Annotated in this window: 25 protein-coding genes; 10 read left to right on the top strand and 15 right to left on the bottom strand. The window is 72.8% G+C overall.

What is annotated here, in order from left to right:
* Positions 1–13: 13 nt before the first annotated feature.
* From AC3IPY_RS17555 to AC3IPY_RS17540, 4 genes are read right to left on the bottom strand one after another with little or no spacing between them, the layout of a single operon-like run.
* Positions 14–760: an ABC transporter ATP-binding protein gene (locus tag AC3IPY_RS17555; protein WP_489185556.1), complete on the bottom strand. Its 747-nt coding sequence runs from the start codon at positions 758–760 to the stop codon at positions 14–16.
* Complete coding sequence (gene modB / locus AC3IPY_RS17550; RefSeq protein ID WP_489185555.1) at positions 757–1,581, bottom strand: molybdate ABC transporter permease subunit; 825 nt, start codon at positions 1,579–1,581, stop codon at positions 757–759. Before modB ends, AC3IPY_RS17555 begins: the two co-directional genes overlap by 4 nt.
* A complete protein-coding gene (gene modA / locus AC3IPY_RS17545; RefSeq protein WP_489185553.1) occupies positions 1,581–2,408 on the bottom strand; it encodes a molybdate ABC transporter substrate-binding protein in 828 nt (275 codons plus the stop codon). Before modA ends, modB begins: the two co-directional genes overlap by 1 nt.
* Complete coding sequence (locus AC3IPY_RS17540) at positions 2,405–2,821, bottom strand: TOBE domain-containing protein (protein WP_489185552.1); 417 nt, start codon at positions 2,819–2,821, stop codon at positions 2,405–2,407. Before AC3IPY_RS17540 ends, modA begins: the two co-directional genes overlap by 4 nt.
* Positions 2,822–3,023: 202 nt before the next feature.
* Here AC3IPY_RS17540 and AC3IPY_RS17535 point away from each other — a divergent pair, with 202 nt between their 5' ends.
* Positions 3,024–4,232 (top strand): molybdopterin molybdotransferase MoeA, encoded by a 1,209-nt coding sequence (locus AC3IPY_RS17535; RefSeq protein WP_489185551.1) that lies wholly within the window; start codon positions 3,024–3,026, stop codon positions 4,230–4,232.
* A gap of 112 nt (positions 4,233–4,344) precedes the next feature.
* Here AC3IPY_RS17535 and AC3IPY_RS17530 read toward each other — a convergent pair whose 3' ends face one another.
* Positions 4,345–5,007 carry a TetR/AcrR family transcriptional regulator gene (locus AC3IPY_RS17530; RefSeq protein ID WP_489185549.1) on the bottom strand — a complete coding sequence of 221 codons (663 nt, stop codon included), beginning with the start codon at positions 5,005–5,007 and terminating at the stop codon, positions 4,345–4,347.
* 125 nt (positions 5,008–5,132) lie between these two features.
* Here AC3IPY_RS17530 and AC3IPY_RS17525 point away from each other — a divergent pair, with 125 nt between their 5' ends.
* From AC3IPY_RS17525 to AC3IPY_RS17510, 4 genes are all read left to right on the top strand, one after another.
* Positions 5,133–7,997: an MMPL family transporter gene (locus AC3IPY_RS17525; protein WP_489185548.1), complete on the top strand. Its 2,865-nt coding sequence runs from the start codon at positions 5,133–5,135 to the stop codon at positions 7,995–7,997.
* Positions 7,994–9,988 carry a YhgE/Pip domain-containing protein gene (locus AC3IPY_RS17520; protein WP_489185546.1) on the top strand — a complete coding sequence of 665 codons (1,995 nt, stop codon included), beginning with the start codon at positions 7,994–7,996 and terminating at the stop codon, positions 9,986–9,988. The genes AC3IPY_RS17525 and AC3IPY_RS17520 overlap by 4 nt, the downstream gene beginning before the upstream one ends.
* Before the next feature lie 138 nt (positions 9,989–10,126).
* Positions 10,127–11,185 carry a bifunctional molybdenum cofactor biosynthesis protein MoaC/MoaB gene (moaCB, locus tag AC3IPY_RS17515; protein ID WP_489185545.1) on the top strand — a complete coding sequence of 353 codons (1,059 nt, stop codon included), beginning with the start codon at positions 10,127–10,129 and terminating at the stop codon, positions 11,183–11,185.
* Positions 11,178–11,609 carry a molybdenum cofactor biosynthesis protein MoaE gene (locus AC3IPY_RS17510; RefSeq protein WP_489185544.1) on the top strand — a complete coding sequence of 144 codons (432 nt, stop codon included), beginning with the start codon at positions 11,178–11,180 and terminating at the stop codon, positions 11,607–11,609. The genes moaCB and AC3IPY_RS17510 overlap by 8 nt, the downstream gene beginning before the upstream one ends.
* Before the next feature lie 127 nt (positions 11,610–11,736).
* Here AC3IPY_RS17510 and AC3IPY_RS17505 read toward each other — a convergent pair whose 3' ends face one another.
* The 3 genes from AC3IPY_RS17505 to AC3IPY_RS17495 are packed head-to-tail and all read right to left on the bottom strand — an operon-like array spanning position 11,737 to position 14,089.
* Positions 11,737–11,997 carry a DUF6457 domain-containing protein gene (locus tag AC3IPY_RS17505; RefSeq protein ID WP_489185543.1) on the bottom strand — a complete coding sequence of 87 codons (261 nt, stop codon included), beginning with the start codon at positions 11,995–11,997 and terminating at the stop codon, positions 11,737–11,739.
* Entirely contained in the window at positions 11,994–12,797 is an 804-nt protein-coding gene (gene mobA, locus AC3IPY_RS17500) for a molybdenum cofactor guanylyltransferase (RefSeq protein ID WP_489185542.1), read from the bottom strand. The genes AC3IPY_RS17505 and mobA overlap by 4 nt, the downstream gene beginning before the upstream one ends.
* Complete coding sequence (locus AC3IPY_RS17495) at positions 12,794–14,089, bottom strand: molybdopterin molybdotransferase MoeA (protein ID WP_489185541.1); 1,296 nt, start codon at positions 14,087–14,089, stop codon at positions 12,794–12,796. The genes mobA and AC3IPY_RS17495 overlap by 4 nt, the downstream gene beginning before the upstream one ends.
* Positions 14,090–14,177: 88 nt before the next feature.
* On the opposite strand from AC3IPY_RS17495, the gene AC3IPY_RS17490 reads away from it, so the two are divergent.
* From AC3IPY_RS17490 to AC3IPY_RS17480, 3 genes are read left to right on the top strand one after another with little or no spacing between them, the layout of a single operon-like run.
* Positions 14,178–14,768, top strand: a complete 591-nt coding sequence (locus AC3IPY_RS17490) for a molybdopterin-dependent oxidoreductase (RefSeq protein WP_489185540.1) — start codon at positions 14,178–14,180, stop codon at positions 14,766–14,768.
* Positions 14,765–15,547, top strand: a complete 783-nt coding sequence (locus AC3IPY_RS17485) for a ferredoxin reductase (RefSeq protein ID WP_489185539.1) — start codon at positions 14,765–14,767, stop codon at positions 15,545–15,547. The genes AC3IPY_RS17490 and AC3IPY_RS17485 overlap by 4 nt, the downstream gene beginning before the upstream one ends.
* A complete protein-coding gene (locus AC3IPY_RS17480) occupies positions 15,547–15,804 on the top strand; it encodes a DUF6510 family protein (protein ID WP_489185538.1) in 258 nt (85 codons plus the stop codon). The genes AC3IPY_RS17485 and AC3IPY_RS17480 overlap by 1 nt, the downstream gene beginning before the upstream one ends.
* A 731-nt stretch (positions 15,805–16,535) precedes the next feature.
* Here the strand turns inward: AC3IPY_RS17480 and AC3IPY_RS17475 are convergent.
* From AC3IPY_RS17475 to hutH, 4 genes are all read right to left on the bottom strand, one after another.
* The gene (locus AC3IPY_RS17475; protein WP_489185537.1) at positions 16,536–17,864 is read right to left on the bottom strand and encodes an amidohydrolase family protein; all 1,329 of its coding nucleotides are present in this window, start codon (positions 17,862–17,864) and stop codon (positions 16,536–16,538) included.
* A 4-nt stretch (positions 17,865–17,868) separates the two neighbouring features.
* Positions 17,869–19,551: a urocanate hydratase gene (gene hutU, locus AC3IPY_RS17470; protein WP_489185536.1), complete on the bottom strand. Its 1,683-nt coding sequence runs from the start codon at positions 19,549–19,551 to the stop codon at positions 17,869–17,871.
* A gap of 159 nt (positions 19,552–19,710) precedes the next feature.
* Positions 19,711–21,099, bottom strand: a complete 1,389-nt coding sequence (locus tag AC3IPY_RS17465; protein ID WP_489185535.1) for a M23 family metallopeptidase — start codon at positions 21,097–21,099, stop codon at positions 19,711–19,713.
* 242 nt (positions 21,100–21,341) lie between these two features.
* Positions 21,342–23,033: a histidine ammonia-lyase gene (gene hutH / locus AC3IPY_RS17460; RefSeq protein WP_489185533.1), complete on the bottom strand. Its 1,692-nt coding sequence runs from the start codon at positions 23,031–23,033 to the stop codon at positions 21,342–21,344.
* A 94-nt stretch (positions 23,034–23,127) separates the two neighbouring features.
* Here hutH and AC3IPY_RS17455 point away from each other — a divergent pair, with 94 nt between their 5' ends.
* Entirely contained in the window at positions 23,128–23,910 is a 783-nt protein-coding gene (locus tag AC3IPY_RS17455) for an IclR family transcriptional regulator (RefSeq protein ID WP_489185532.1), read from the top strand.
* A gap of 28 nt (positions 23,911–23,938) precedes the next feature.
* Here AC3IPY_RS17455 and AC3IPY_RS17450 read toward each other — a convergent pair whose 3' ends face one another.
* The 3 genes from AC3IPY_RS17450 to AC3IPY_RS17440 form a co-directional block, all read right to left on the bottom strand.
* Entirely contained in the window at positions 23,939–24,376 is a 438-nt protein-coding gene (locus AC3IPY_RS17450) for a hypothetical protein (protein ID WP_489185531.1), read from the bottom strand.
* 65 nt (positions 24,377–24,441) lie between these two features.
* Positions 24,442–25,047 carry a GNAT family N-acetyltransferase gene (locus AC3IPY_RS17445; protein WP_489185530.1) on the bottom strand — a complete coding sequence of 202 codons (606 nt, stop codon included), beginning with the start codon at positions 25,045–25,047 and terminating at the stop codon, positions 24,442–24,444.
* A 58-nt stretch (positions 25,048–25,105) separates the two neighbouring features.
* On the bottom strand, positions 25,106–26,050 hold the full coding sequence (locus AC3IPY_RS17440; protein ID WP_489185529.1) for a ketopantoate reductase family protein: 945 nt from the start codon (positions 26,048–26,050) through the stop codon (positions 25,106–25,108).
* A gap of 47 nt (positions 26,051–26,097) precedes the next feature.
* Here AC3IPY_RS17440 and AC3IPY_RS17435 point away from each other — a divergent pair, with 47 nt between their 5' ends.
* Entirely contained in the window at positions 26,098–26,679 is a 582-nt protein-coding gene (locus tag AC3IPY_RS17435; protein WP_489185528.1) for a TetR/AcrR family transcriptional regulator, read from the top strand.
* Positions 26,680–26,717: the final 38 nt, after the last annotated feature.

Raw genomic sequence — 26,717 nt, 5'->3', positions numbered from 1 at the left:
CGGTGCCGGTGCGTCAGGCCTCGGATGCCGCGAGCATGCGCCGCACGTACGGCGTCGCCGGTGCCGCCCTGAGCTCGTCGAGCGTGCCGCGCTGCGTGACGGCGCCGCGCTCGAGCACGAGCACCGTGTCGGCCAGCTTCGCCGCGTCTGCGGGCGAATGGGTGACGAGCACCGTGGCGCCGCCGAAGTCGCGCACATGGGTCGCGAGCTCGGCGCGCATGTCGCCCCGGATCTCGACGTCGAGCGCCGACATGGGCTCGTCGAGCAGCAGCACGTCGGGCTCGGCGGCGAGCGCCCTCGCGAGCGCGGCACGCTGGCGTTGCCCGCCGGACAGCTCCGACGGCAGCCGGTCGGCCAGCCCGACGAGGTCGTAGCGCTCGAGCCACGGCTCGGCCGCGGCCCGAGCGGCTGCGCGCGAACCGCGCATGCGCGCCGCGAAGGCGACGTTGTCGCGCACGTTCAGGTGCGGGAAGAGCACGTAGTCCTGGAACACGACCCCGACCCGCCGCCGCTCGGGCGGCAGGGCGTCGACGCGCCGGGACCCGATCGAGACGGTGCCGGCGTCGAGCGGCACGAGGCCGGCGACGGCGGCGATGAGGCTCGACTTTCCGGCGCCGTTCGGGCCGATGATCGCGAGCGGATGCCCCGGCCGCACGTCGAACGCGGCGGCGATGCGCGTCGGGCCGTAGCTGAGCGACACGTCGACGCTGAGCCCGGGGCGCCGGGTCGCGGCATCCGTCGTCTGATCGTGGACGCTCATGCGGTGGCTCCGGGCAGCCAGCGGTCGCGCAGGGTGAGCAGCACCACGATCGAGACGGCGAGCAGGAGCAGGGCGAGCGCGACGGCTTCGTCGGGGTCGGTCTGCATCGCGAGGTAGCTCGCGATCGGCAGGGTGCGCGTGGTGCCGGGCAGGGAGCCCGCGAACGTGATGGTCGCGCCGAACTCGCCGAGCGCGCGGGTGAAGCAGAGCACGCCGCCGGCGGCGACGCCGGGGGCGACGATCGGCAGGGTCACGTGGCGGAACACCTGCCAGCGGGACGCGCCGAGGGTGGCGGCGGCGAGCTCGGTGCGGCGATCGGAGGAGCGAAGCGCACCCTCGACGGCGAACACGAGGAACGGCAGCGCGACGAACACCTGGGCGATGACGACGGCGCCGGTGGTGAACGGGATGGTCACGCCGAACACGCGATCGAGCCATTCGCCGATGAGGCCGCGTCGGCCGAGGAGCATGAGCAGCGCGATGCCCCCGACGACGGGCGGCAGCACGAGCGGCACGGTGACCGCGGCTCGGAGCAGCCGTCGCGGCAGCGTGGGCCACGACTCGGCATGCGCGATGAGCGCTGCGAGCGGGATGCCGAGCACCAGGCAGATGGCCGTCGCGAGGAGAGCCGTGCCGAACGAGAGCACGAGCGCCTCGAGCACCGAACTGCTGACGAGCAGCTCGGGAAGGTCGGCCCACGGCGCCCGCACGACGAGCGCGACGAGCGGCAGCACGAGCACCGCGAGCGCCAGGACGGCGATCGCGGCGATCGGCCAGGCGAGGCGCCCGGTGATGCGTGCTGCCGCTCGTGCTCGGGCCACTACGGGGTGCCGAAGCCGTACGAGTCGAGCGTCGTGCGGCCCGCGTCTCCGGTCACGAACGCGACGAACGCGGCGGCGGCCTCGGGGGACGCCGATTCGGAGAGCGCGGCGATGGGGTAGCGGTTCACGACCTTCGCCGCGGCGGCGATCTCGATGCCCTCGACGTCGTCGCCGCCCGCCTTCACGTCGGTGCGGTACACGAGTGCGGCGTCGACCTCGCCGAGCGAGACCTTGGTGAGCACGGCCTTCACGTCGGACTCGAGCGTGTCGGGCGCTGCGGTGACGCCCTCGTTCTCGAGGAGCTTCACGGATGCCGCGCCGCAGGGCACCGACTTGTCGCAGAGCGCGATGCGCAGGTCGGCGTTCGCGAGGTCCTCGAGGCCGGTGACGCCGGCGGGGTTGCCGGCGGGCACGACGAGTTCGAGCGTGTTCGTGGCGAACACCTCGGGACTGTCGGCCAGGCCGGCGTCGACCACCTGCTGCATGGGCGGCTCGGCGGCCGAGGCGAAGACGTCGGCCGGAGCGCCCTCGATGATCTGCGTCGCGAGCGCGCCGGAGCCGCCGTAGCTCACCGTGACGGTGACGTTCGGGTTGGCGGCCTCGAACTGCCCGGCGAGGTCGTCGAACGCCTCGGTGAGCGATGCGGCGGCGAGCACGGTGATCTCGGCCGCCTCGAGTTCGGGTGCGGCCGCGTCGGACGTGGCGGGGGCGTTCGTGCCGGCGTCGCCGGTCGAGCCGCTCGACGCGCACCCCGCGAGGGTGAAGGCGAGCAGCGCCGCGGCCGCGAGGGCGGTGGTCGCGCGTGTGGTGCGGATGCTTCGGGTCATTCGTGTGCTCCTTGCGGTCGTTCGATGGTGACGACGGTGGCCTTCGCGCTCGCGGCTGCGAGCACGCCCGGTTCGAGGCCGAGTTCGTCGGCGGCCTCGCGGCTCATGAGGGAGACGACGCGGAACGGGCCGGCCTGCAACTCGACCTGCGCCATCACCCCGTCTCGGTGGACCGCGGTGACCAGTCCGATGAAGCGATTGCGGGCCGAGGTGCGGTCGAGCGGGAACGCCTCGGCGAGGGCATTGCGGCCCGCGTGCTCGGTCATGAGCCCGACGAGGTCGGCGCCCTCGACGACCTGCATGCCGTTCTCACCGCGTGCGGTCGGGATGCGCCCCTGGTCGGCCCAGCGTCGCACGGTGTCGTCACTGACGCCGAGCAATGCAGCCGCTTCGCTGATGCGGAACTGTGTCATGATCTCTCCCGTATTCGCGGATTCTTCACGTTACTCTATTCGCCCTTTGGAAATTCAATTCCGCATTGTGACATAAATGTGACCGGTTGCCGTTGTCCGGCCGCGTGCCGGCATGGCCCGAGCCGGGTGCGGCCTGCGAGAATCGGGGCATGACCCGCCCGCCTTCCGCACCGACCGCAGATCGTTCCATGGAGTCGCGCCGATGAGCGCCCGCGTGAGCGTCGACGAGCACGCCGCGTTCGTGCGCTCCCTGCTCTCGGGGCTCGGGGCGAGGCCCACCGAGCGGGTCGCGCTCACCGACGCGCTCGGCCGCATCACGGCATCGCCGGTCGAATCCCCGATCGCGCTGCCGCCGTTCCGCAACTCGCAGATGGACGGCTTCGCCGTGCGGGCGGCGGATGTCGCGGAAGCACCCGTCTCGTTGCCCATCACGGGCGAGGTGGCCGCCGCACCCGGAGAGCCGGCACCGCTCGAGCCCGGAACGGCGGTGCGCATCATGACCGGTGCGCAGGTGCCCGCCGGCGCTGACGCGGTCGTGCCGGTCGAGGACACCGAGACCGAAGACGCGGGTGATGGCACGGCAACCGTCCGTATCCTCCGCGGCCGGTCGGCCGGCTGGTTCGTGCGCGAGGCCGGCTCCGACCTCGCGGCCGGCGACGACGTGCTGCCGCCCGGGCTCGTGCTCGGCTCGCGGCATCTCGCGGCCGCCGCGGCCTCCGGTCTCACCGGGCTGCTCGTGCGGGAGCGGGTGCGCGTGGCGGTCATCAGCACGGGCAGCGAACTCGTCGCTCCCGGAGAGCCGCTCGGGCCAGGCGAGATCCCCGACGCGAACGGCATCGCGCTCGCCGCGGCGGTGCGTGCGGCCGGCGCGCGTGTCGTGCACGAGGCGCGCGTGCGCGACGACGTCGACCGTCTCCGCGCCGAGTTCGACGCGGCGCGCGAGGCCGGAGCCGAGCTCGTCATCACGAGCGGCGGCATCTCCCAGGGCGCGTACGAGGTCGTGCGCGAGCTCCTCGAGCCGCTCGGTGCCTGGGTCGGCAGCGTCGCCATGCAGCCGGGCGGTCCGCAGGCCGCGGCCGCCTACCGCGGCATGCCCGTGATCGGGTTCCCCGGAAATCCCGTGAGCGCCCAGCTCTCGTTCGAGCTCTTCGTCGCTCCCACCCTGCGGGCGATCTCGCGCCGGCCCGCGGCATCCGTCGAACGGCTGGAGCTCGCCGAAGGGCTCACCTCGATCCCCGGGCGGCGGCAGTACCTGCGCGGACGACGCACCGACGACGGGCGCGCCGTCGTCGTGGGCGGACCCGGGTCGCACCTCGTCGCGGCGCTCGCGGCATCCGACCTGCTCATCCTGGTGCCCGAGGAGGTCACCGAGCTCGCGGCAGGCGAGACGGTGGAGACGATCGCGCTCTGACCCCGCATCGGTCGAGCAGGCCGCCCGCGCCGCATCGAGACCGTCGGGATCAAGGTCTCGATACGCTGCGCTCCCCGACCGGCGAGGGCGGGTCGGGTCTCGATACGCTTCGCTACTCGACCGGCGAGACCGGCGAAGGCGGCTCGGCGATGATGAGCTGGGCGACGAGGGCGAGCTCGGTGCTCGTGCGGCGGCGCAGCTCTTCGGCGTCGACACCGGCCATCGCGGCGCGCACCGCCGCGCCCTCCCAGACGAGCAGCATGATGCGTGCGGCCTCGTCGGCCGACACCCGGAACTCGATACCCCTGGCGCGCCCGATGTCGTTGACGATCTGGGCCACCCCGCGCTGCATCTCGACCTCCAGTTGCACGTAGGCGGAGGCGAGGGTGGGATTGCGCAGCGCGTGGATGCGGATCTCGCTCATGAGCAGCACGCTCAGACGGTCATCGGCCGAGACGTCGAGCACCTGCTCGATGATCGCGAAGGCGTCGGTCGGCTCGGGGCCGAACCTGCCCTGCCCCTCGAGCTCGCCGATGCGGGAGCTGACCGCCTGGACGCGTTCGCCGGCCACGATGCCCACGAGCTCGACGAAGAGCTCGTCCTTCGTCTCGAAGTTGGAGTAGAAGGCCCCGCGGGTGAATCCGGCCCGGTCGCAGATGGCCTCGACGGACGCCGCGTCGAGCCCGACCTCGGCGAAGACCTGTGCGGCGGCGTCGAGCAGCTTGCGCCTGGTGCGCTCGCGGCTGCGCGTCGTGGTCGTTCCGGTATCGGTCATGGTTCCCATTCAACCCCCGCTTTCACATGAAGGCCACAGGTTCGCGGACCCCACTCCAATTACGATACAACTATGTATCGGATACAGCGCTGTATCGAAAAGTCCTGACATCGCACGGAGGCGCTGTGTCCACTCTGCTCTACTCGCTCGGCCGCTGGTCGTTCCGCCACCCCTGGCGCGTGCTCGTCTCGTGGCTGCTGCTGCTCGTCATCGCGGGCGGTGCGTTCGCGATGTTCGGCAAGGGCACGAGCAACTCCTTCTCCATCCCGGGCACCGAGTCCCAGGCCGGGCTCGAGCAGCTGAACCGCTCGTTCCCCTCGGCCAGCGGCACGAGCGCCCAGTTCATCGTGGTCGCACCCGAGGGCGACAGCATCGAGGATGCGCCGTTCACGACCGAGATCGAAGCGGCGATCACCGACATCGAGGGGCTCGACGGCGTGCTCGCCGTGACCGACCCCTATGACGAGATGGTCTCCGGCCTCATCGCCGACGACGAGAGCGCGGCGCTCGTGCGCCTGCAGTTCGACGGCCAGGCCACCGACGTGCCCGAGGCGACGAAGACAGATCTCGGCGAGATCACCGAGCAGCTCGAGGCCGCGCTCCCCGCCGGGTCCGAGGTCTCGCTCGGCGGCGACCTGTTCGCGGTCTCCGTGCCCGGCGTCACGCTCACCGAGGCGGTGGGCCTGCTCATCGCGCTGTTCGTGCTCATCGTCACGTTCCGCTCGATCGCCGTCGCCTTCCTGCCGCTCGCCTCCGCCGTGATCGGCGTCGGCCTCGCGCTCTCGCTCATCATGCTCTCGACCGCGTTCGCGGAGATCTCCTCGACCACGCCGCTGCTCGCGCTCATGCTCGGACTCGCGGTCGGCATCGACTACGCGCTGTTCATCATGGCCCGACATCAGGATCAGGTGAGGGCCGGCGAGGATCCGGAGGAGTCCGCGGCCAGGGCGACCGGCACGGCCGGCTCCGCGGTCGTCTTCGCGGGCATCACCGTGCTCATCGCCCTCATCGGCCTCGGCTTCGCGAACATCCCCTTCCTCACGGTCATGGGCATCGCGGCCGCCGTCGCCGTCGCGATCGCCGTGCTCGTCGCCATCACGCTCACGCCCGCCCTCCTCGGATTCGCGAAGGGCCGCGTCGTCGGGTGGAAGCGTCGCGAGCCGCGCCGCCGGCGTCGCCGGGCCACGAGCACTGCGGATGCCGCGACCGGCCGTGCTGCGGCATCCGTCGGCGCCGAGGCATCCGACGCCCCTGCCGTCGCGCCCTCGCGTCGCGGCTTCGCGGCCCGCTGGGTCGGCCTCGTCACCAAGCACCCCGTCGTGACGACGGTCGCGGTCGTGCTCACCCTCGGCATCATGGCCGTGCCCGCAGCGAGCCTCGCGCTCGCGCTGCCGAATGCCGGCATGCTGCCGAAGGACACCGAGGCGCGTCAGTCGTACGACCTCGTGGCCAAGCACTTCGGGCCCGGCTTCAACGGCCCGCTCATCATGACCGGCACGATCGTCACCTCGACCGACCCGCTCGGCCTCATGGAGGAGCTCGGCGACGAGATCGCCACCCTGCCCGGCGTCGAGACCGTCGCGCTCGCGGTGCCGAACGAGACCGCCGACACCGGCATCGTGCAGATCATCCCGACGACGGCGCCCGACGACCCGGCCACGGCCGACCTCGTGCGCGAGCTGCGCGGCCTGCACGACCACTTCCTCGACGAGTACGGCGTCGACCTCAAGGTCACGGGCTTCACGGCCGTCGCGATCGACATCTCCGACCGGCTCGGCGCAGCCCTGCTGCCGTTCGGCATCTTCGTCGTCGGCCTCTCGCTCATCCTGCTCGCGATCGTGTTCCGATCGATCTGGGTGCCGATCACGGCCGCCGTCGGCTACCTGCTCTCGGTGCTCGCCGCGTTCGGCGTCGTCGCCGCCGTCTTCGAGTGGGGCTGGTTCGCCGACGTGCTGCACGTCACCAAGGTCGGCCCGATCATCAGCTTCATGCCGATCGTGGCGATGGGCGTGCTCTTCGGGCTCGCGATGGACTACCAGGTGTTCCTCGTCAGCCGCATGCGCGAAGACTTCGTGCACGCCCGCAAGGCGCTCGACGGGCACGCCAGCCGCACGCCGCGCGAGATCGCCGTCGGCGCCGTGCGGTCGGGCTTCACGGCCTCGGCCCGCGTCGTCACCGCGGCCGCCGTCATCATGTTCGCGGTCTTCGCCGCCTTCGTGCCCGAGGGCGACTCCTCGCTCAAGCCCATCGCGCTCGGCCTCGCCGCCGGCATCGCGATCGACGCGTTCATCGTGCGCATGACGCTCGTGCCCGCCGTCATGGCGCTGCTCGGCGACAAGGCCTGGTGGCTGCCGAAGTGGCTCGAGCGCGTGCTGCCCCACTTCGACATCGAGGGCGAGGCCGTCGAGCGCGAGCTCGCGCTCGCCGACTGGCCCGAACCCGACACCACGGCCGCGGTCGTCGGTGCCGGCGTCTCGCTCGTCGAACGCGACGTGACCGTGTTCGAGGGCGTGAGCCTGCGCGTCGAACCGGGGCGGTCGCTCATCGTGACCGGCGACGACCAGATCGCGACGCGCGCCCTGCTGCTCGCGATCGCCGGTCGCATCGACCCGACCGGCGGCCGCCTGCGCGTCGGCGGGCACCTGCTGCCGGGGCGATCGGCCTGGGTGCGCTCCCGCGTCGGCGTGGCCCTGCTCGGCGACTCCGCGAACCCCGTCGCCGATGTGCGCCGCGCCGCGCGCGGACGAGCAGGCATCGTCGTGATCGACGGTGTCGACCAGCTCGTCGACACGGCGACCCGCGACCAGGTCGCCGCCGCACTCTGGGACGCCTCGATCGAGGCATCCGTCACCGTCGTCATCTCGGCCGCCGACGCCGAGACCGCACGTGCGCTGCTCGCCTCGGCCGGCCGCACCGACGTTCCCGTGCTCGAACTCACCCCGCCCGCCGAACCCGCGCAGGCGCTCTCCACCACCGAGGTGAACGCATGACCCTCCCCATCGAACGCGCGCGCTCGAAGCGCCCCGTCACCTGGCTCACGATCGTCGGCGTGCTGATGCTGCCCGTCGTCATCGGCGGCATCCTCGTCGCGGCCCTCTACAACCCGACCGACCGTCTCGACTCGCTGAACGCCGCGATCGTGAACGAAGACGAGCCGGTCAAGATCGACGACCAGCTCGTGCCGCTCGGGCGGCAGCTGACCGCCGGCCTCGTCGAGGGCGCAGGCGACGACACGTCGAACCTCACCTGGACGATCTCGAACGCCGACGACGCGGCCTCCGGACTCGCCGACGGCACCTACGCCGCGGTCATCACGATCCCCGAGAACTTCTCGGCCGCCGCGACCTCGACCGCCCCCGGCGGCACGCCCGAGCGCGCGACGATCGAGGTGACCACGCCGCCCGACAGCCTCGTCGTCGACGACGCCATCACCGCGCAGGTCACGCAGACCGCGACGAGCGTGCTCGGCGAGCAGCTCTCGTCGACCTACCTCGAGAACGTCTTCCTCGGGTTCACCGACCTCGGCACGCAACTCGGCACCGCCGCTGACGGAGCCGCCGACCTGGCCGACGGCGCGCAGCAGGCCGCCGACGGTGCGGCCGCACTGCCCGACGGCGCGACGCAGCTCGGGTCGGGCGCCGCCGAGCTCTCGACCGGCGCCGGGTCGCTCGCGACCGGTCTCGACACCATCGCCCACGGCACGAGCGGGGCCGCGTCCGGCGCGGGCGCGCTGGCCTCCGGGCTGCGCGACGCCGCAGCCGGCGTGAACAACCAGGAGCTCGTCGGGGCGGCGCAGGCCTCTGCATCGAACGCCTCCGACGCCGCTTCGGAGTCCGCCGCACTGGCGGCATCCGTCGGCGGGCTGGCCCAGACGCTCGGCGGACTCGCCGCCCAGTGCACCGACGCCGGCGGATCGGCGGAGTTCTGCGCGAGCCTCGGCGGCGCGGCCGGTGCCGCGGGCACGGCCGCGGGCGACGCCGTCACCGTCGCCACGAGCGCGGGCACGGCCAGCGGCTACGCCACGCCCACCGCCGACGGCATCGCCCAGCTCACCACGCAGTCGAGCGCCGGCCTCACCGAGGCCGCGGCGAAGACCGACGAACTGGCCTCGGGGCTCACGCAGCTCGCCACCGGAACCACGCAGTCCGCCGACGGCGCACGTTCGCTCGCCGACGGCGCCTCGCAACTGAGCTCGGGCGCCGACGCGCTCGCCACCGGCGCGGGCACGCTCGCCACGGGCGTGCAGTCGCTCGCCGACGGCACCGACGAGCTCGCGACCGGGCTCCGCACCGCATCGCAGTCGGTGCCCACGTACACCGACGCCGAGGCGCAGAGCCTGGCCTCGGTCGTCGCCGACCCGGTCTCGGCCGAGGGCGCGGGCGACTCGCTGTTCGGGGCATCCGCCGTTCCGCTGCTCGCGACGCTCGCGCTCTGGTTCGGCGGACTCGCGACCTTCGTCGCCCTGCAGGCCGTGTCGCGGCGGGCGCTCACCTCGCGGGCGCCGTCGGCGCTGCTCGCCCTGCGCGGGTTCGCGCCGGCCGCCGCGCTCGGCGCGCTGCAGGGCGTGCTCGTCGCGGTGGTCGTGCAGCTGGCCGCCTCGTACGACGTCGGGCAGTGGTTCACGTTCGCGGCGCTCTGCGTCGCCGCCGGCGTCGCGTTCGCCGCCGTGAACCAGGGCCTCGTGGCCGTGCTCGGCGGCTTCGGCCGGTGGGTCTCGGCGCTGATCGGGGTGCTCGCGGTCGCGACGGGCGTGGTCTCGACCGTGCCCGGCGTGCTCAGCGAGGTCGCGGCGCTCATGCCCACCTCGCCCGCGTACAACGGCATGGTCGCGGCGCTCACCACGGCCGACGGCGTCGGGGCTGCGGTCGTCGGCCTCGTGATCTGGGCGGTGCTCGCGTTCGTCGCGACGACGCTCGCGGTCGCTCGTCGCCGCACGACGTCGGTGCGGGCCCTGCTGCAGACGGCGCCCGCCGGCGCCTGAGGGGCCTCCCCGTCGGTTGCTCCACGCAGGAACACGGTTGAGCGACCGGAACACGCCCGGCGGGGTGCTGCGGTCGCCCGACCGTGTTCCGGCACGGGCGTGGTGCCGGGTCGCGGCGATCGCGGCTACCGTGAGGGTATGAACCAGCTCACGCATCTCGACGACGACGGTCGCGCGCGCATGGTCGACGTCGGGGGCAAGCCCGTCACGCGCCGAATCGCGATCGCCGAGGGGCGGCTCGACACCACGGCCGAGGTCATCGAGCTCGTTCGCAGCGACGGATTGAAGAAGGCCGACGTGCTGCCGACCGCGCGCATCGCCGGCATCCAGGCGGCCAAGCGCACGAGCGACCTCATCCCCCTCGCGCACATCGTGCCGCTCGACGCCGTGTCGATCGACTTCGGGTTCGAGCTGCGGGCGATCACGATCCGCGCCACCGTGTCGACGACGGCCCGCACGGGCATCGAGATGGAGGCGCTCACCGCCGTCGCCGTCGCCGCGCTCACCCTGCACGACATGGTCAAGGCCGTCGATCCCGCGGCGCAGACCGGAGGCATCCGACTCGTCGAGAAGCGCGGCGGCAAGCGCGGCGTCTGGCGAGCGGATGCCGCGGCGTCGGCGCCCCCGGCCGAGGCCGGCGCGGGGGCGACTTCGGTTGCGGCCGGGCCGTCGGTGGCACCGGATGCCGCGGGCGCACGTCAGGCGATCGTGCTCGTCTCCTCGACTCGCGCCGCGTCCGGCGAGGCGGTCGACACCACCGGCCCCGTGATCGCCGACTGGCTGCGCTCGCGCGGCTTCGACACCTCGGCTCCGATCGTCGTCGCCGACGCCGACATCGCCGATGCCGTGCGCGGTGCGGTCGCCGGATCGCCGGCGGTGCTCATCACCACCGGAGGCACGGGGGTGAACCCGGGCGACCGCACACCCGAGGCGACGCTGGCCGTGCTCGACCAGGAGCTGCCCGGCGTCGTCGAGGCGATCCGCGCAGCGGGGCTCGCGGCCACGCCGACCGCAGCGCTCAGCCGAGCCCGCGCCGGCATCGCCGGACGCACGGTCGTCGTGAACCTCCCCGGGTCGCGTGGCGGCGTCGCCGACGGCCTCGCCGTGCTCGACGGATTGCTGCCGCATCTCGTCGACCAGGTCGCGGGCGGCGACCACCCGGCATCCGCTCGATCCGAAGGAGACACCGATGTCTGAGAACCCCTCCGAGCCCGAGGTCTACGCGCGCGTCACGACCGAGGTGCTCGACCGCGCCGCGATCGAGGCGTTCGTGCGTTCGCCTGAGAACGGGGCGCTCGTGACCTTCGAGGGCGTGATCCGCGATCACGATCACGGAGACTCCGTCACCGCCCTCGACTACGAGGCGCACCCCGAGGCGGAGCAGTTCCTGCGCGAGACGCTCGCCCAGGTCGCCCGCGAGACGGGCCTGCGCATCGCCGCCGCGCACCGCATCGGTTCGCTCGGCGTCGGCGACGTCGCGCTCGTCGCCTCGGTCGCCGCACCGCACCGCGCGCAGGCGTTCTCGGTCTGCGGGTTCCTCGTCGATCGCATCAAGGAGCACACGCCGATCTGGAAGCGGCAGCACCTCGACGGCGGCACGACCGAATGGGTGAACCTCTGAGCTGAGGTGGGCTGACTGCGCTGAGCTGGCTGGCTGGCTGCGCTGCGCTGCGGCCGGTCGTGCTCGGTGGGGGCTGCGCTCTGGAATGCGGTGCCGAAGTGCCGCTCGTTCGGGCAGCGTGCGGGGCTCAGCGCTCGGCGAGCGCGCCGAGGCGGGCTGCGACCTGGGTCGTGGTGCCGGCCGTTGTGCCGCGGCCGACGGCGAGGCCGATCATGAACGCCGTGACCGGCCCCGCTGGGCGGGCGACGCCGTGCGCGACCCGGCGGGTGAGGTCGAGGATGTCGCCGACGGGAACGTCGGTCGGTTCGAGACCGAGCTCGGCGGCGATCTCGGCGACCCAGGCATCGAGGTCGGCGGGCGCGGGCTGGTTCGGGTGCTCGGTGTTCATGGTGTGCTCCTCGAGTGGTCGGTGCGGGCTGGGGTGCCACCTGGTTCGGGCTCGATCGGCGACGTGAGCAGGGTGGTGGGATCGAGGTCGTGCGCGGCACCGGCGGCGGCGCGGGCGCGCTCGAGGTCGGGCCAGGTGTCGACATCGGCCGCGGTGCCGTCGTCGGCGACCTCGACGAGGTCGAGGTGAGCGACGAGGTGCCGCATGGCGGCTCCGTCGACCGGGCGGTCGAGCTCGGCGAACGCGCGGTCGAGGGCCGTTCGGGTGTAGACGGCGGTGAGCCACTGCGTGCGCCCGTCGGCGTCGACGAGGCAGGCGCCGTCGCCGCGCCCGCCGCGGGCTGCGAGCAGTCGCGCAACCGCGGCCGTCGCGTTCGGCAGGTCGCAGGCGAGCACGAGCACGGATGCCTCGTGGCCGCGTCGCTGGTCGATGAGGCGCCCCGGCGCCGTATGGAGACCATCGGGATCAGGGTCTCGAGACGCTTGCCTGCTCGACCGGCGGAGTGCTTCGCCGGGCCCGCTCGGCAGGTCGTCGAGGGCGGCCAGCCCGGCGGCGATCGCGGCGACCGGGCCGCCGAACGGAGGATGCTCGCGAACCACGAGGCATCCGGGAGCCTGAAGGGACGGCGGTCCGACGACGACGATGCGGTCGGCGGCCGCCGCGCGCGCGGCCGCCACGGCATGCTGCAGCAGCGTGCGCCCGCCGACCTCGAGCTCGGGCTTGCTCGCCCCGTCGAGGCGACTCGCGCGACCGCCCGCGAGCAGCACGGCGTCGAGACGTCGGGTCGCGGCATCCGTCATGGCAGGACCAGCACGTCGACGGCGTCGCCCGGGTCGATTCGTTCGACGTGCTCGGGTACGAGGGCGAAGCCATCGGCCGCGGCGAGCCCTCCGGAGAGATGCGACCCCGTGCCGCCACGCGTCGCCGGGCGCACTCGGGCGAGGTTCTCGTCGTCGAAGCGCACCGGCATGAGCTGCAGCCGTCCGGCCGGGGAGGGCCATCCGTCGGCCACGGTCGCCCGCACACGTCGGCGTTGCAGCTCGAGGCGCCCCTGCAGCGCCAACAGGGCCGGGCGCACGAACATCTCGAACGAGACGGCGACCGCGACCGGATTGCCGGGCAGCCCGAACACGGGCGTGCCGTCGGCGAGTCGCCCGAACGCCTGCGGCGTCCCCGGCTGCATCGCGACGCGCACGAACTCGACCGTGCCGAGTTCGCCGAGCACGCGTCGCACGACGTCGTAGGCGCCGATGCTCACTCCGCCCGAGAACACGACGGCGTCGGCCGGCGCGCGGTCGGCGAGCCACGCGCGCAGCGTGTCGGCATCGTCGGGCATGCGCACGACCTCGGCGACCTCGCAGCCGGCCTCGCGCACGAGGCCCGCGAGCAGCAGCGAGTTCGAGTCGGGGATGCAGCCCGGCGGGAGCGATTCGCCCGGTTCGGCGAGCTCGCTGCCCGTCGCGATGACGCTGACCCGCGGCCTGCGCACGACCGGCAGGGAGGCGTGGCCGGCCGTCGCCGCGGCCGCCGCATGCCTCGACCCGAGCAGCGTGCCCGCCTCGAGCAGACGATCGCCGACCCGCAGGTCTTCGCCGGTTCGTCGGATGTGGCGACCGAGGTCGGGCGCGCTGAACACGCGGATGCGGTGCAGGTCGCCCGCGATCCCCTCGCCGCCGTCGGTGCGCTCGACGGGCACGACCGTGTCGGCTCCGGCCGGGATCGGTGCGCCCGTCATGATGCGCGCGGCCTCACCGGCGCCGAGCGGAGCGGCGGCGGCCGCCGACGGTGAACCCGCCGCGTGGTCGGCCACGACGGTCAGCGTCGCCGGTTGTTCGGCGGTCGCGCCCGAGACATCCGCCCACCGCACGGCGAAGCCGTCCATGGCCGAGTTGTCGAAGGGCGGCGAGGCGAGCAGGGCGTCGACGGATGTCGCGAGCGTGCGCCCTGCGGCATCGGCGAGTCGCACGTGTTCGACGCCGTCGCGCGACCGCTCGCCTGCGATGGCGCGCATCGCCGAGAGCACGGTCTCGACGTGCCGCGCCACCGGGATGAGGGCGGCCGTCTCGTGGAACGCGGCACGGGTGCTCGGCATGGCTCCACGGTAGCCCGAAGTCGCCTCACACCCGACCCGTGACAGTGTGAGCCGCCGCGGGTATCGTCGGGCGTGGAGAGGGGTGCGCATGTCATTCGTCACGCGGGGGTTCGGCGGCAGATCACGCGATCGCGACGACCGGCTCCCGCCCGGCCAGACGCTCGTGCACGACTTCCCGGTGCTCTCGGCCGGCCCGACGCCCGAGGTCGACACGGCCGAGTGGACGTTCACGATCGTGACCGAGGCGGGCACGCACCGCTGGACGTGGGACGAGTTCAACGCCCTGCCGGCTGAAGACATCGCGACCGACATCCACTGCGTCACGCACTGGTCGAAGCTCGGCACGAGTTGGCGCGGCGTCTCGCTCGACACGCTCTTCGAGAACGTGGAGTCGCAGTTCGACTTCGTCATGGCGCACAGCTTCGGCGGGTACACCACGAACGTGCCGCTCGACGAGTTGCTCGACGGGCAGGCCTGGGTCGCGACGGAGTTCGACGGCGAGCCCCTCGATCCCGAGCACGGCGGCCCCGCCCGGCTGCTCGTGCCGCACCTCTACTTCTGGAAGAGCGCGAAGTGGGTGCGGTCGCTCGTGATGATGCCGCGCGACGACCCCGGCTTCTGGGAGCAGAACGGGTACCACATCCATGGCGACCCGTGGCAGGAGGAGCGGTACTGGTGATCGGCCGCCCCTCGGTTCCGCGATCGGGCTGGCACGCGGCGACGGTGGTCGCGAACACGCCCGAGACGCGCACCGCCGCCAGGCTCGAGCTCGAAGTCGAGGGCTGGCCGGGCAACGCGGCGGGGCAGCATCTCGACGTGCGACTCACCGCGCCCGACGGATACACCGCGACCCGGTCGTACTCGATCGCGTCGTCGGGCCCCGCGACCGGCGACGTGACGCGCGTCGTGCTCGCGGTCGATCGGGTGCCCGACGGCGAGGTGTCGCCGTACCTCGTCGACGTGGCGCGCGCCGGCGACCGCCTCGAGGTGCATGGGCCGCTCGGCGCGTTCTTCGTCTGGCAGCCGGGGGCGGATGCCGCGGGGCCGGTGCAATCCGCGCGACCGGTGCAGCTCATCGCCGGTGGATCCGGGGTGGTGCCGCTCGTGGCCATGGCGCAGGCGCACGGTGATGCCGGGGATCCGGCGCCGTTCCGCATGCTCTATTCCGTTCGCACCCCCGACGACGTCTTCTTCGCCGCCGAGCTCGAGCGGCTGGTCGCGGCATCCGCCCCGTTCCGGCTCGACCTCGTGTACACCCGGGCCGTGCCCGACGGCTGGCCGGTCGCACCCGGCCGCATCATGCGCGACGCGCTCGCTGCGGCCGTGATCCCGGCCGTCGAGACTCCGCGCGTCTACGTCTGCGGGTCGACCGGGTTCGTCGAGCGCGTCGCCTCGTGGCTCATCGAACTCGGGCATGATCCCCGCGACATCCGCACCGAACGATTCGGAGGCACCTGATGGACCACCTCGACGGCAACGCGCTCGCCGGCCCCCTCGCCGACTACTTCTCGTTCGACGTGACGGCTGCTCGGGCGAGGTGCAACGGTTGCGGCGAGGTCGCCGAGTTCGCCCGCGCGCTCGTGTTCACGAGCCCCGCGGGCACCGTCGTGCGCTGCAGTTCATGCGAGCACGTGCTCGCGACGCTCGTCGAAGCGGGCGAGCGGGCGTGGCTCGGATTCAGCGGCGTGAGCGCTCTCGAGGTGCGGCGGGCCTGAGGCGCGGCGGGGCGCGCCGCGGGCACTGCGGCGCCGCGGGCACTGCGGGCACTGCGGGCACTGCGGGCACTGCGGGCACTGCGGCGCTGCAGCGCCCGGGACGCTGCGAGGCTGCGTGCGGTCGCGGGTGCGGTGGCTGCTGTGGGTACCGCGGCGGTTGCGGCGGCTGCGGTGCCTGCGTTGCCTCCGGTGGCTGCGACTGGGCCACGCCACCATCGAGCTGGGCGGATCCATCGGCCGGAGGAAGCGCTTCCGTCTGGGGCCCGGTGGTGAGGTGGTGTGGTGGTGTGGTGCCGATTCAGGGTTGGACGCCGCCGTCCTCCCGCCCGCCGGGTGGTCCTCGACCGGGGAGGTTCCACCATGAAATCGTGTAGCCGTGTAGCCGTGTAGCCGTGTAGCCGTGTAGCCGTGTAGCCGTGTAGCCGTGTAGCCGTGTATTCCTGAGCGACCCCGCCGGAGGGTGAAACCCCGCCCGATGGTGAGACCCCGCCCGATGGTGAGACCCCGTGGGAGGTGAGACCTCGCCCGAGCGTGAGACCCAGCCCGAGCGTGAGACCACCCCGGAGGCGTGAGACCACGCCGGAGTGGCGAGGCGTCGTCGAAGGAAGGGCGGGTCGGTCGACGAAAGGCGGTTCAGAGTGGGGGGCGAGCGGGCGATGAAGCTCAGTGGGCGACGAAGTTCCGTTGGCGATGAAGCTCAGTGGGCGACGAAGCTCCGTTGGCGATGAAGCTCAGCCGGCGACGAGTGTGCCGGCGGCCCAGACGCGGCGCACCAGGGGCACACCCGGACGGTAGGCGAGGTGCACGTGGCTCGGCGCGTCGAGTTCGACGAGGTCGGCGCGGGCGCCGGGGCGAAGGGCTCCGACATCCGTTCGGCGGAGTGCGGCCGCACCGCCCGCGGTCGACGCCCAGAGTGCCTCGGCCGGCGTCATGCCCATGTCGCGCACGGCGACGGCGATGCAGAACGGCATCGAACTCGTGAAGCTCGAACCCGGATTGCAGTCGCTCGCGAGCGCCACCGTGACCCCGGCATCGATGAGCCGGCGCGCGTCGGGGTAGGGCTGGCGCGTCGAGAACTCGACACCCGGCAGGAGTGTGGCGACCGTGCCCTCCCCCGCCGTGCCCGCCGCCGCCGTGCCCGCCCCCGACGTGTCCGGGGAGACCGCGGATGCCGCAAGGGCCGCGACATCCGCGTCGTCGAGGTAGGTGCAGTGGTCCACGGAAGCCGCGCCGAGCTCGACCGCGAGTCCCACCCCGTCGCCGTGGCGGAGTTGGTTGGCGTGCAGGCGGATGCCGAGGCCCGCGGCAGCGCCCGCCTCGAGCACGCGACGGGACTGCTCGGGGGTGAACGCGCCGTGCTCGCAGAAGGCGTCGATCCAGCGGGCGTGCGGCGCGCAGGCGGCGAGCATGTCGCCGACGACGAGGTCGACGTAGGCGTCGGCGGCGCGGGCCGATGCCTCGGCGCTGCCGGGTTCGCCGAACGCCGGGTCATCGCGGAACTCGAACGGCACCACATGGGCGCCGAGGAACGTGACCTCGTCGGTGACCTCGCGTGCAAGGCGCACGAGGCGCTCTTCATCGGCGACGCTCAGGCCGTAGCCCGACTTGATCTCGAACGTCGTCGTGCCCTGCGCGTGCAGTTCGGCGACGAAGCCGGCCAGGCGTTCGCGGAGCTCCTCGTCCGTTGCCGCCCGCGTCGCCGCGACCGTCGAGCGGATGCCACCCGCCTCGTATGCCCGTCCGGCCATACGCGCTGCGAACTCGTCGGCCCGGTCGCCGCCGAACACGAGATGCGTGTGGCTGTCGACGAAGCCCGGGATGAGGGCACGGCCGCCCGCGTCGACGATCTCGGGGGCGAGATGCGTCGTGCCCGAGGCATCCGCTCGCTCGGCGTGCGCGGGGGCGTCGGCCGCGCGCCCGACCCAGGCGATGCGGTCGCCGTCGATCAGCACGGCTGCATCGCGGAGGATGCCGAGCGGCCCGCCCTCACGCCCGGGCCCGGGCCCGGGCTCGTTCGTGACGAGTTCGCCGATGTTCGTGACGAGGGTGGGCCGCGACATCCGCTCAGCCCTCCTGCATCGGCACGCGCAGGCCCCGCTCGGCCGCGACCTCGCGCGCCCGCTCGTAGCCGGCGTCGACGTGCCGCATGACGCCCGTGCCCGGATCGTTCACGAGCACCCGCGCGATCTTCTCGGCGGCGAGGTCGGTGCCGTCGGCGACGATGACCTGGCCGGCGTGGATGGAGCGGCCGATGCCGACGCCGCCGCCGTGGTGCAGCGAGACCCAGGTCGCACCCGACGCGGTGTTGAGCATTGCGTTCAGCAACGGCCAGTCGGCGATCGCGTCGGAGCCGTCGGCCATGGCCTCGGTCTCGCGATAGGGGGAGGCGACCGAACCCGAGTCGAGGTGGTCGCGCCCGATCACGACGGGGGCCGAGAGCTCGCCCGAGGCGACCATCTCGTTGAACCTGAGCCCGGCGAGGTGGCGCTCCTGGTAGCCGAGCCAGCAGATGCGCGCGGGCAGGCCCTCGAAGTGCACCTTCTCGCCCGCCTGGGTGATCCACCGGCGCAGGTGCTCGTCGTCGGGGAAGAGCTCGAGGATCGCCCGGTCGGTCGCGGCGATGTCGGCCGGGTCGCCCGAGAGCGCCGCCCAGCGGAACGGCCCCTTGCCCTCGGCGAAGAGCGGGCGGATGTACGCGGGCACGAATCCCGGGAACGCGAACGCGCGATCGTGCGCGAGCCCGCCGAGCTCGGCCTCGCGGCGGATCGAGTTGCCGTAGTCGAACACTTCGGCCCCGGCATCCTGGAAGCCGGCCATCGCCTCGACCTGCTCGGCCATGCTCGCACGGGCCCGGTCGGTGAAGCCCTCGGGGTCGGATGCCGCGAGCGCATGCCACTCGTCGACGCCCACGCCCTCTGGCAGATAGCTCAGCGGATCGTGCGCGCTCGTCTGGTCGGTGACGATGTCGATCGCGACGCCGCGGGCGAGCAGTTCGGGGAACACGGATGCCGCGTTGCCGACGAGCCCGACCGACAACGGCGTGCGCGAGGCCTTCGCCGCGAGCACGCGGGCGACCGCGTCGTCGAGGTCGGAGGTCATCTCGTCGAGGTAACCGTGGTCGACGCGACGCTGCAGGCGCGTGGCGTCGACGTCGACGATGAGCACGACGCCCTCGTTCATGGTGACCGCGAGGGGCTGGGCTCCGCCCATGCCGCCGCATCCGCCGGTCAGGGTGAGGGTTCCGGCGAGCGACCCGTCGAACCTCGCGCGGGCGATCGCGCCGAACGTCTCGTACGTGCCCTGCAGGATGCCCTGCGTGCCGATGTAGATCCACGAGCCGGCCGTCATCTGGCCGTACATCGTGAGGCCCTGCTGCTCGAGCCTGCGGAACTCCGGCCACGTCGCCCAGTCGCCGACGAGGTTCGAGTTCGCGAGGAGCACGCGGGGCGCCCACTCGTGCGTGCGGAACACGCCGACCGGCTTACCGGACTGCACGAGCAGCGTCTCGTCGGCCTCGAGGCCCTCGAGCGTGCGCACGATGGCATCGAACGACTCCCAGTTGCGGGCCGCCTTGCCCGTGCCGCCGTAGACGATGAGGTCCTCGGGGCGCTCGGCGACCTCGGGGTCGAGGTTGTTCATGAGCATGCGCAACGGCGCCTCGGTCTGCCAGCTCTTCGCCGTCAGCTGCGATCCGCGGGCGGCACGCACGGTGCGCGGGGCGTGCTCGGTGGTCGGTGCGTCGGTCATGATCCGATCCCACACCACGGGTGCGGCCTCGACAACGGATGCCGCGGGCAGGGCGTCCGGGATTCCAGACGTCCGGCGGTCGTGTAGCGACGAAGGAGCGTATCGAGACCCTGAGTGCCGGGGGTCTCGATACGGCGCTGACGCGCCTACTCGACCGGCTCAGCCGATGGCGATGCCGCGCGCGGCCATGAACGGGCGCGCGTCGACCGCGACGCCGTCGAGACGCACCTCGAAGTGCAGGTGGCATCCGGTCGAGGCGCCCGTGCTGCCGACCATGCCGATGAGCTGGCCGGCCGTGACCGAATCACCCGGGCTCACGAGGATGCCGTCGTCGATGAGGTGCGCGTACCCGGTCGAGACGCCGGATCCGTGGTCGATGAGGATCCAGTTGCCGTAGCTGCCGTTGGTGCGGGCCTCGACCACGACGCCGCCGGTCGCCGCGAAGATCGGCGACTTGCAGGCCGCTGCGACGTCGGTGCCGCGGTGGAACTCGTTGACCCCGGCGATCGGCTTGTCGGGGCGCGGGCCGAAGCCGTCGGTCAGGTGGCCGGCCACGGGTTGCGACCAGCCCTGATCGCTCAGCTGACCCGAGTCGGCGGGCAGCGTGTCGATGACGGCGATGCTGCTCGCCGCGGCCTTCGCCTGGAGGCTCTTCATGCTGGTGCGTGCGGCGGTGAGCGCGCGCTCCGCATCGCTCAGGTCGTCTTCGCGGGCCTCGACCGGCACGTCGTCGGCGGCCGCCCAGGCTGCTTCGGCGGCGGCTTCGGCGGCGTCGGCCTCGTCGTCGCGTGCCGCGGCGATCTTCTCGAGCTCGGCGGTGTCGCCCGCGATCTGGGCGACGCGGGCCATGCCGGTGAGGCCGGCCAGCAGGTCCTTGCCCGCGCCGTAGACGGCATCCATGGAGGTGGAGGTATCGCTGCTGCCGTTCGCGGCGGCGAAGTACGTGCGCGCCGCGGCATCCGCTTCGGCTCGTGCGCCCTCGGCGACGGCATCGGCCTCGCGGGCGAGGGAGCGGGCGACCTCGCGGGTCGACTTCGCGTCGGCGACCGCGGTCTCGGCCGTGCGGACGTCGCCGGTGGCGCGATCGATGGCGGTGCGGGCTCCGAGCAGCGAGGTGATGTCGCGGTTGACGCCGGACACGATGCGGACGAACGGGCCGTCGCCCTGGAAGACGACCGGTGCCTGCGGCGCGGCTTCGGGTGACGGGGCGGCCGTCGGCGAGGGCTTCGGCGTCGCGGTGGGCTTGGGCGTCGCGGTGGGCTTGGGCGTCGCGGTCGGCGTCGGCTTGGTGGTCGGTGTCGGCGTGGGTGTCGCCGGCGGTGTGGTGACCGGCGGAGGCGTCGTCGCGGGAGGCGTGGTGGGCGTCGGCGTGGTGGTCGGCGGGGGCGTGGTCGCGGGCGGCGGCGTGCTCGGCGCGGGCGTCTCGGTCTCGGGCGGCGCGGGCGGCGCAGTGGTCGGCTCGGGTGCCTCGCTGGTGGGCGGCGGGGTCTCGGGCGTCTCTTCGGCGTATGACGGACTCGCGCCCACGAGCCCGACGAGCAGCACCATCGCGACGCCGGATGCCGCGAGGCTGGCTCGGCGACCCCTGCGCGCACCGTGTGCGCGAGGTGAAGTGGAGCGAGAAACTGGCGTCGTCATCTGTTCCGTTCGTGCTGCCGGAGTGGCACCGACCGGTCTCAGTCTGGCACCGGGCCCGGGGCCGCACAACCACCCATTCGGGCTGTTGTGACCTGTTCTGGGGGCAGGTCGAGGACCTCTGCGCGAACGGGCACGCGACGGTGTGCGGCCGGTCAGCCGATCGTCGCTCCGAGGGCATCGGCGGCCCGATCGCGCACGTCGCCGCCCGCGACGAGGGTGGTGATCGCCTCGATCTCGGGCGAGAGGAAGCGGTCGGGGCCGGGCACCGCGCCGACGTCGGCCACGAGCGAGACGACCGCTCCGGTCGCCGCCCCGGGCTCCAGCGGCGCCCGCAGGGCGAGCCCGCGCGCGGCCGTCATGACCTCGATCGCGAGCACCCGGGAGAGGCCGTCGATCGAGCGTCGCAGCTTGCGCGCAGCGGCCCAGCCCATCGAAACGTGGTCCTCCTGCATGGCCGACGACGGGATCGAGTCGACGGATGCGGGCACTGCGAGCCGCTTCAGCTCCGACACGATTCCGGCGGCGGTGTACTGCGCGATCATGAGGCCCGAGTCAACGCCGACCTCGTGCGCGAGGAACGGCGGCAGGCCCTGGTTGCGGGCCCGGTCGAGGAACCGGTCGGTGCGCCGCTCGGACATGCTCGCGACATCCGCCGCCGCGATCGCGAGGAAGTCGAGCACGTAGGCGACCGGGGCGCCGTGGAAGTTGCCGTTGGACTCGACGCGTCCGTCGGGCGTGAGCACCGGGTTGTCGATCGCGCTGGCGAGCTCGGCCTCGGCGACGGATGCCGCATGCTCGACCGTGTCGCGGGCGGCGCCGTGCACCTGCGGGGCGCAGCGCAGCGAGTACGCGTCCTGCACGCGCGTGCACTCCGGCCCCTTGTGGCTCGCGACGATCGGCGAGTCCGCGAGCAGGTGCCGCAGGTTGGCCGCAGAGACGGCCTGTCCGCGCTGCGGGCGGAGGCGGTGCAGGTCCTCGGCGAACACGGCGTCGGTGCCCATGAGGCCCTCGACGCTCATCGCCGCGGCGACGTCGGCGGTCGCGAGCAGCATGCGCAGGTCGTCGATCGCGAGGGCGAGCATGCCGAGCATGCCGTCGGTGCCGTTGATGAGGGCGAGGCCCTCCTTCTCGCCGAGCCGCAGCGGCGTGATGCCGGCGGCGGCGAGGGCTTCGCTCGCCGGCATGAGGGTGGTCGCGGGCGGGGCTTGCGTTTCGAGGTCTTCCGCGGCACGCGGCTCGGCGCTGCGCGCCTCACGCGCTACGGCTGCCGCCTTTCGAGGGCGAGGCCCGCTGACGCGTGCCTCGCCCTCGCCCATGGCGACCAGCGCGCAATGCGAGAGCGGTGCGAGGTCGCCGGAGCAGCCGAGCGAGCCGTACTCGCGCACGACCGGCGTGATGCCGGCGTTGAGGATCGCCGCGTACGTCTCCGCGGTCACGCGGCGCACGCCCGTGCGGCCGGTCATGAGCGTCGACAGGCGCAGCAGCATGAGCGCGCGCACGACCTCGGTCTCGACCTCGGCGCCCGATCCGGCGGCGTGCGAGCGCACGAGGCTCGCCTGGAGCTGGGCCCGCCGGTCCTCGGCGATGAACGTCGTCGCGAGCGCGCCGAAGCCCGTCGAGATGCCGTAGTGCGGCTCGGGGTCGGCCGCGAGGGCCTCGATGATCGCGCGGCTGCGCTCCACCTCGTCGAGCGCGGCGGCGTCGAGCACGACGGATGCCCCGTGACGGGCCACCGCGACGACCTCGTCGATGCTCAGCGGTCCGATGCCGACGGTGACGGCGTCGTGCTGAGACGGTCGAGCGGATGCCGCGGGCGTGACGTTCGAGGGCGTGGAGGTGCTCATGCCTTCCATTCCAGCCTCTGCGCGCGCGTGCGCGAACGGCCGGGAGTACGCTGGCGTCCGGGATTCCAGACGACGGGCCCGGGCGGGAGAGCGCATGGAGACGCCGTCGAAGGTGCCCGCCGCCGACCAGACGCTCGCGATCCTGAGTCACCTCGCGGCCCAGCGCGGGCCCGTGCCGGCGGCGACCATCGCCCAGGCCCTCGGCATTCCACGCTCGACGGTGTACCACCTGCTCGCCGTCATGGCCGAGCGCGGCTTCGTCGTGCACCTGCCCGAGGAGCGCCGCTACGGCCTGGGCGTCGCCGCGTTCGAGCTCTCGAGCGGGTTCAGCCGCCAGCAGCCGCTCGCGCGGCTCGGGCGCCCGCTCGTGGCATCCGTCGTCGACCGGCTCGGAGAGAGCGGCCACCTCGCGGTGCTGCACGGACGCGACGTGCTCTACCTCGTCGAGGAGCGCGCGCCGCGGCGTCCGTCGCTCGTGACTGACGTGGGCGTGCGCCTGCCCGCGCACCTCACCGCGACCGGGCGGGCGATGCTCGCCGAGCTGCCGCCGGCCCAGCTGCGGGCGCTGTATCCCGATCGGGCGGCGTTCGCATCGAGGCATCCGTCAGCTGAAGCGGATGCCGCGGAGTGGACCTACGGGCGCCTGAAGCGCGTGCTCGCAGAGGTGCGCGCGCAGGGCTGGGCCGCCGAGGACGGCGAGGTGACGCCCGGGCTGGCATCGGCCGGGGCGCCCGTGGTGGATCACCTCGGATGGCCGGCCGCCGCGATCGCCGTCACGTTCCCCGACGACGCCGGCGCAGAGCTGCGCGACCGCGTCGTGGCCGAGGTGCTCGACGCCGCCACGACGCTCGCGCGGCGCATCGGCGGCGGGCGCTGACCGACGGGCGCTGACCGGCGAGCGGTCGTCACACGAGTCCATCGAGGGTGGTAGCCACGATCGTCGTGGCCAGCGCGCGCGTGTCGGTGCGAGGTGCGTCGGAGTAGGCGGCCTGGAGCGTTTCGAACAGCGCGGCGCCGGCGAGAACGCGAGCGGCGACCGCCGGATCCGCGTTCGTATTGACACCGCCAGCCGCGACCTCGGCTTCGATGTACCGCTGCACGAGCAATGCCGGCACCTGCGGGCCGCCGCCCAGCCGGCCGGCACTGGCCCGGTGGGCGGCACGCAGCGATGCGCTGCCGAGCATCGATGCGGCGATCGGGAAGCTCTCTCGATAGAACGCGATGAGCTCGGCGACGAGCGACGTGGGGTCGTCGGCGAACGTCCCGTGCCCGAGGAGGGCCTCGGGTGCACTCAATCGCGGCATGCGCTCCTTCAGCACGGCGGTGAAGATGTGCTGTTTCACTCACCCCATGGAGGTCCATCGATGTCGTTCCTTGAAGTGCTTCGCTCCGCCCTGCGAACCCGGCGTCAGTCGTCGGCCGGAGGAACCGTCTTGCGCATCACGGTCTTGCTCTTGCCGATGTGACGCTCGAACGTGAATCCGGCCTTCTCGAACATGGCCCGCGTGCCGTTGTGGAGGAAGGAGGACGAGGTCTTCTTGCCGGGGACGAGTTCGTTGGGGAACGAGACCACCTCGCCTCCACCGGCCTGGGCGATCAACTCGAGCGCGCCGTCCAGCGCTTCACGTGCCACTCCCGACCGTCGGTGGTCGCGGTCGACGAAGAAGCAGGTGATGCGCCACGGTGCCGGATCGGACTCGCCCGCGTCGTACTGCTTGCGGTGGTAGATGTTCGGAAGTTCGGCCGGGCTGCCGTACTCGCACCACGCGATCGCGTCGTCGCCGTCGAAGACGAGCGCGGCGTGCGCGACGCCCTCCGCCACGAGCCGCTGCTTGAACGTCGGCCGGTCGACCTCCTCCTTGGAGGTGTGCTCGGTGTCGTCGTGGAAGTACGAGCAGTAGCAGCCGCCCCAGACTCCGTTGTGCTTCTGCGCGAGCGCCAGCCAAGCCGGGAACGTCTCGGGAGTGAGCGGCCTGATCTCGTGCGACGTGGTCATCGCCGCTTCATCGTTCATCGTGGCATCCTATGCCGCTGAATCGCGCGCCGACCAGGGTGTCGGCGCGGAGATCGGCTCACGGGCGGTGAGCCGCGACCGACTGTTCGAGGCGGGGCACCGCGATGCCGAACCGGCGGGCTTCGCGCAGTGCGTCCTCGAGGACGGCGCGCGGCTCGGCGGCGTGCGGGTCGGTGTGCGCGGCAAGGCTGGCCTGGGCGATCGGGAGCAGTGCGGTCGCTCCGGCCGAGACCGTGCCGAACAGACGAGGCAGGCGGTAGGGCAGCAGGGCGGTGCCGTGCTGCCGGAGATCGACGCCTCGAGCCTCCAAGAGCGGGAGCAGTTCGCGAGCCGTCAAGAACGCGTCTCGGAACGCCCGGCGGTCTCCGATCATGTTCGCCAGGCCCCCGACCCGAAGGCCCTCGGCGAACATGCCGGCGTCGGCGGCGAAGTGCAGCCACAACCACCCTCGCATGTCCCGCTCTTCTCGAACGCTGAGACCGGCCTGACGGAAGGCCGACTGCACCTCCGACTCCCGCCGACTCGGCGATGGGCCGGCCGTGCCGATGATGACGGATCGCGTCAGCGCGCCATGCAGCACTCCGTGCTCGTCGAAGCCACCGCCCGCCTGCGGGAAGCCGAACACGACGCGATCGGCAGGAAGCGGCGCGACGGCGTCGAGCGGCTCATCCCAGACATTGCCGAACACCAGCACCGTGGCATCGCCGATTCGGGGCGCCAGGAACGCGGCCGCCTCGGCGAGGCGATGATGCGCGACGCTGAGCACGACCAGATCAAACCCGTCTTCCGGGGCGACGGATTCCCGCAATGAGGTGCGGAACGACTCGTGGACTCGCGTGCCGAGCGGCCGGCGGCGTGCATCGATCACCTCGACCTGCACGTCATCGCCGTACTCGGCGGTGCGACCCGGGCGGACGTAGAACTCCACCTCGTTCCCGGCCGCTTGGAGCACCTGCCCGTAGATCGTCGCGATCACGCCGCGGCCGAACATCAGAATACGCATGCCGAGTCCCCTCGAATAAGATGGAGGTTGTCTCCGCTTATCAAGATATGGAGACGATCTCCGATTGTCAAACGGGAGGGCTCATGGCCGAATCGAGAGCGTTGCGGGCCGATGCCCGCCGCAACCGGGACGCGATCGTGGCGGCCGCGCGGTCGGCATTCGATCAGGGCGAGCAGTTGCGCTTCGATGACTTCGCGGCGCGAGCCGGCGTGGGCGTGGGAACCCTGTACCGGCATTTCCCCACGCGCGAGGCGTTGGCTGCCGCGGTCTACGAGGGGGAGGTGGCCGCGCTCTGCGAGCAGGCGCGCGACTCGACGCGGTCGGCGAGCGAGAACCTCGACGCGTTCCTGCGCGGCTTCGTCGACTACGTGCTCGAGCATGCGGGGCTCGCGTTGACACTCGCCGCCGTCGTCGACCCCGCAGTGCAATCCGTCGGCGGGAGCGAACTCGAACGCACGGTCGCCGACCTGATGGCCCGTGCGTCCGCAGACGGCACCATCCGCGACGTGGATCCGGGGGCGGTGATGATCGTGCTCCACGGCATCGGCTCCGCATCCGACCGCCCCATGTGGGCATCGGAGTCGCGGGCGGCCGTGGAGCTCCTGATCGCCGGACTCCAGCAGCGTTGACTCGTCAGGTCGACCGTCGCTGAGGGGAGCCGGTCGGC

Source organism: Agromyces sp. GL_144 (assembly GCF_057834305.1).
This window is presented reverse-complemented; position numbering and strand designations above follow the sequence as displayed.

What these genes read in the sequence shown, in the direction of transcription:
- AC3IPY_RS17555 (WP_489185556.1), bottom strand. Translation starts at nt 760, where the DNA reads ATGAGCGTCCACGATCAGACGACGGATGCCGCGACCCGGCGCCCCGGG.
- modA (WP_489185553.1), bottom strand. Translation starts at nt 2,408, where the DNA reads ATGACCCGAAGCATCCGCACCACACGCGCGACCACCGCCCTCGCGGCC.
- AC3IPY_RS17540 (WP_489185552.1), bottom strand. Translation starts at nt 2,821, where the DNA reads ATGACACAGTTCCGCATCAGCGAAGCGGCTGCATTGCTCGGCGTCAGT.
- AC3IPY_RS17535 (WP_489185551.1), top strand. Translation starts at nt 3,024, where the DNA reads ATGAGCGCCCGCGTGAGCGTCGACGAGCACGCCGCGTTCGTGCGCTCC.
- AC3IPY_RS17530 (WP_489185549.1), bottom strand. Translation starts at nt 5,007, where the DNA reads ATGACCGATACCGGAACGACCACGACGCGCAGCCGCGAGCGCACCAGG.
- AC3IPY_RS17520 (WP_489185546.1), top strand. Translation starts at nt 7,994, where the DNA reads ATGACCCTCCCCATCGAACGCGCGCGCTCGAAGCGCCCCGTCACCTGG.
- moaCB (WP_489185545.1), top strand. Translation starts at nt 10,127, where the DNA reads ATGAACCAGCTCACGCATCTCGACGACGACGGTCGCGCGCGCATGGTC.
- AC3IPY_RS17510 (WP_489185544.1), top strand. Translation starts at nt 11,178, where the DNA reads ATGTCTGAGAACCCCTCCGAGCCCGAGGTCTACGCGCGCGTCACGACC.
- AC3IPY_RS17505 (WP_489185543.1), bottom strand. Translation starts at nt 11,997, where the DNA reads ATGAACACCGAGCACCCGAACCAGCCCGCGCCCGCCGACCTCGATGCC.
- mobA (WP_489185542.1), bottom strand. Translation starts at nt 12,797, where the DNA reads ATGACGGATGCCGCGACCCGACGTCTCGACGCCGTGCTGCTCGCGGGC.
- AC3IPY_RS17495 (WP_489185541.1), bottom strand. Translation starts at nt 14,089, where the DNA reads ATGCCGAGCACCCGTGCCGCGTTCCACGAGACGGCCGCCCTCATCCCG.
- AC3IPY_RS17490 (WP_489185540.1), top strand. Translation starts at nt 14,178, where the DNA reads ATGTCATTCGTCACGCGGGGGTTCGGCGGCAGATCACGCGATCGCGAC.
- AC3IPY_RS17480 (WP_489185538.1), top strand. Translation starts at nt 15,547, where the DNA reads ATGGACCACCTCGACGGCAACGCGCTCGCCGGCCCCCTCGCCGACTAC.
- AC3IPY_RS17475 (WP_489185537.1), bottom strand. Translation starts at nt 17,864, where the DNA reads ATGTCGCGGCCCACCCTCGTCACGAACATCGGCGAACTCGTCACGAAC.
- hutU (WP_489185536.1), bottom strand. Translation starts at nt 19,551, where the DNA reads ATGACCGACGCACCGACCACCGAGCACGCCCCGCGCACCGTGCGTGCC.
- AC3IPY_RS17465 (WP_489185535.1), bottom strand. Translation starts at nt 21,099, where the DNA reads ATGGTGCTGCTCGTCGGGCTCGTGGGCGCGAGTCCGTCATACGCCGAA.
- hutH (WP_489185533.1), bottom strand. Translation starts at nt 23,033, where the DNA reads ATGAGCACCTCCACGCCCTCGAACGTCACGCCCGCGGCATCCGCTCGA.
- AC3IPY_RS17455 (WP_489185532.1), top strand. Translation starts at nt 23,128, where the DNA reads ATGGAGACGCCGTCGAAGGTGCCCGCCGCCGACCAGACGCTCGCGATC.
- AC3IPY_RS17445 (WP_489185530.1), bottom strand. Translation starts at nt 25,047, where the DNA reads ATGAACGATGAAGCGGCGATGACCACGTCGCACGAGATCAGGCCGCTC.
- AC3IPY_RS17440 (WP_489185529.1), bottom strand. Translation starts at nt 26,050, where the DNA reads ATGCGTATTCTGATGTTCGGCCGCGGCGTGATCGCGACGATCTACGGG.
- AC3IPY_RS17435 (WP_489185528.1), top strand. Translation starts at nt 26,098, where the DNA reads ATGGAGACGATCTCCGATTGTCAAACGGGAGGGCTCATGGCCGAATCG.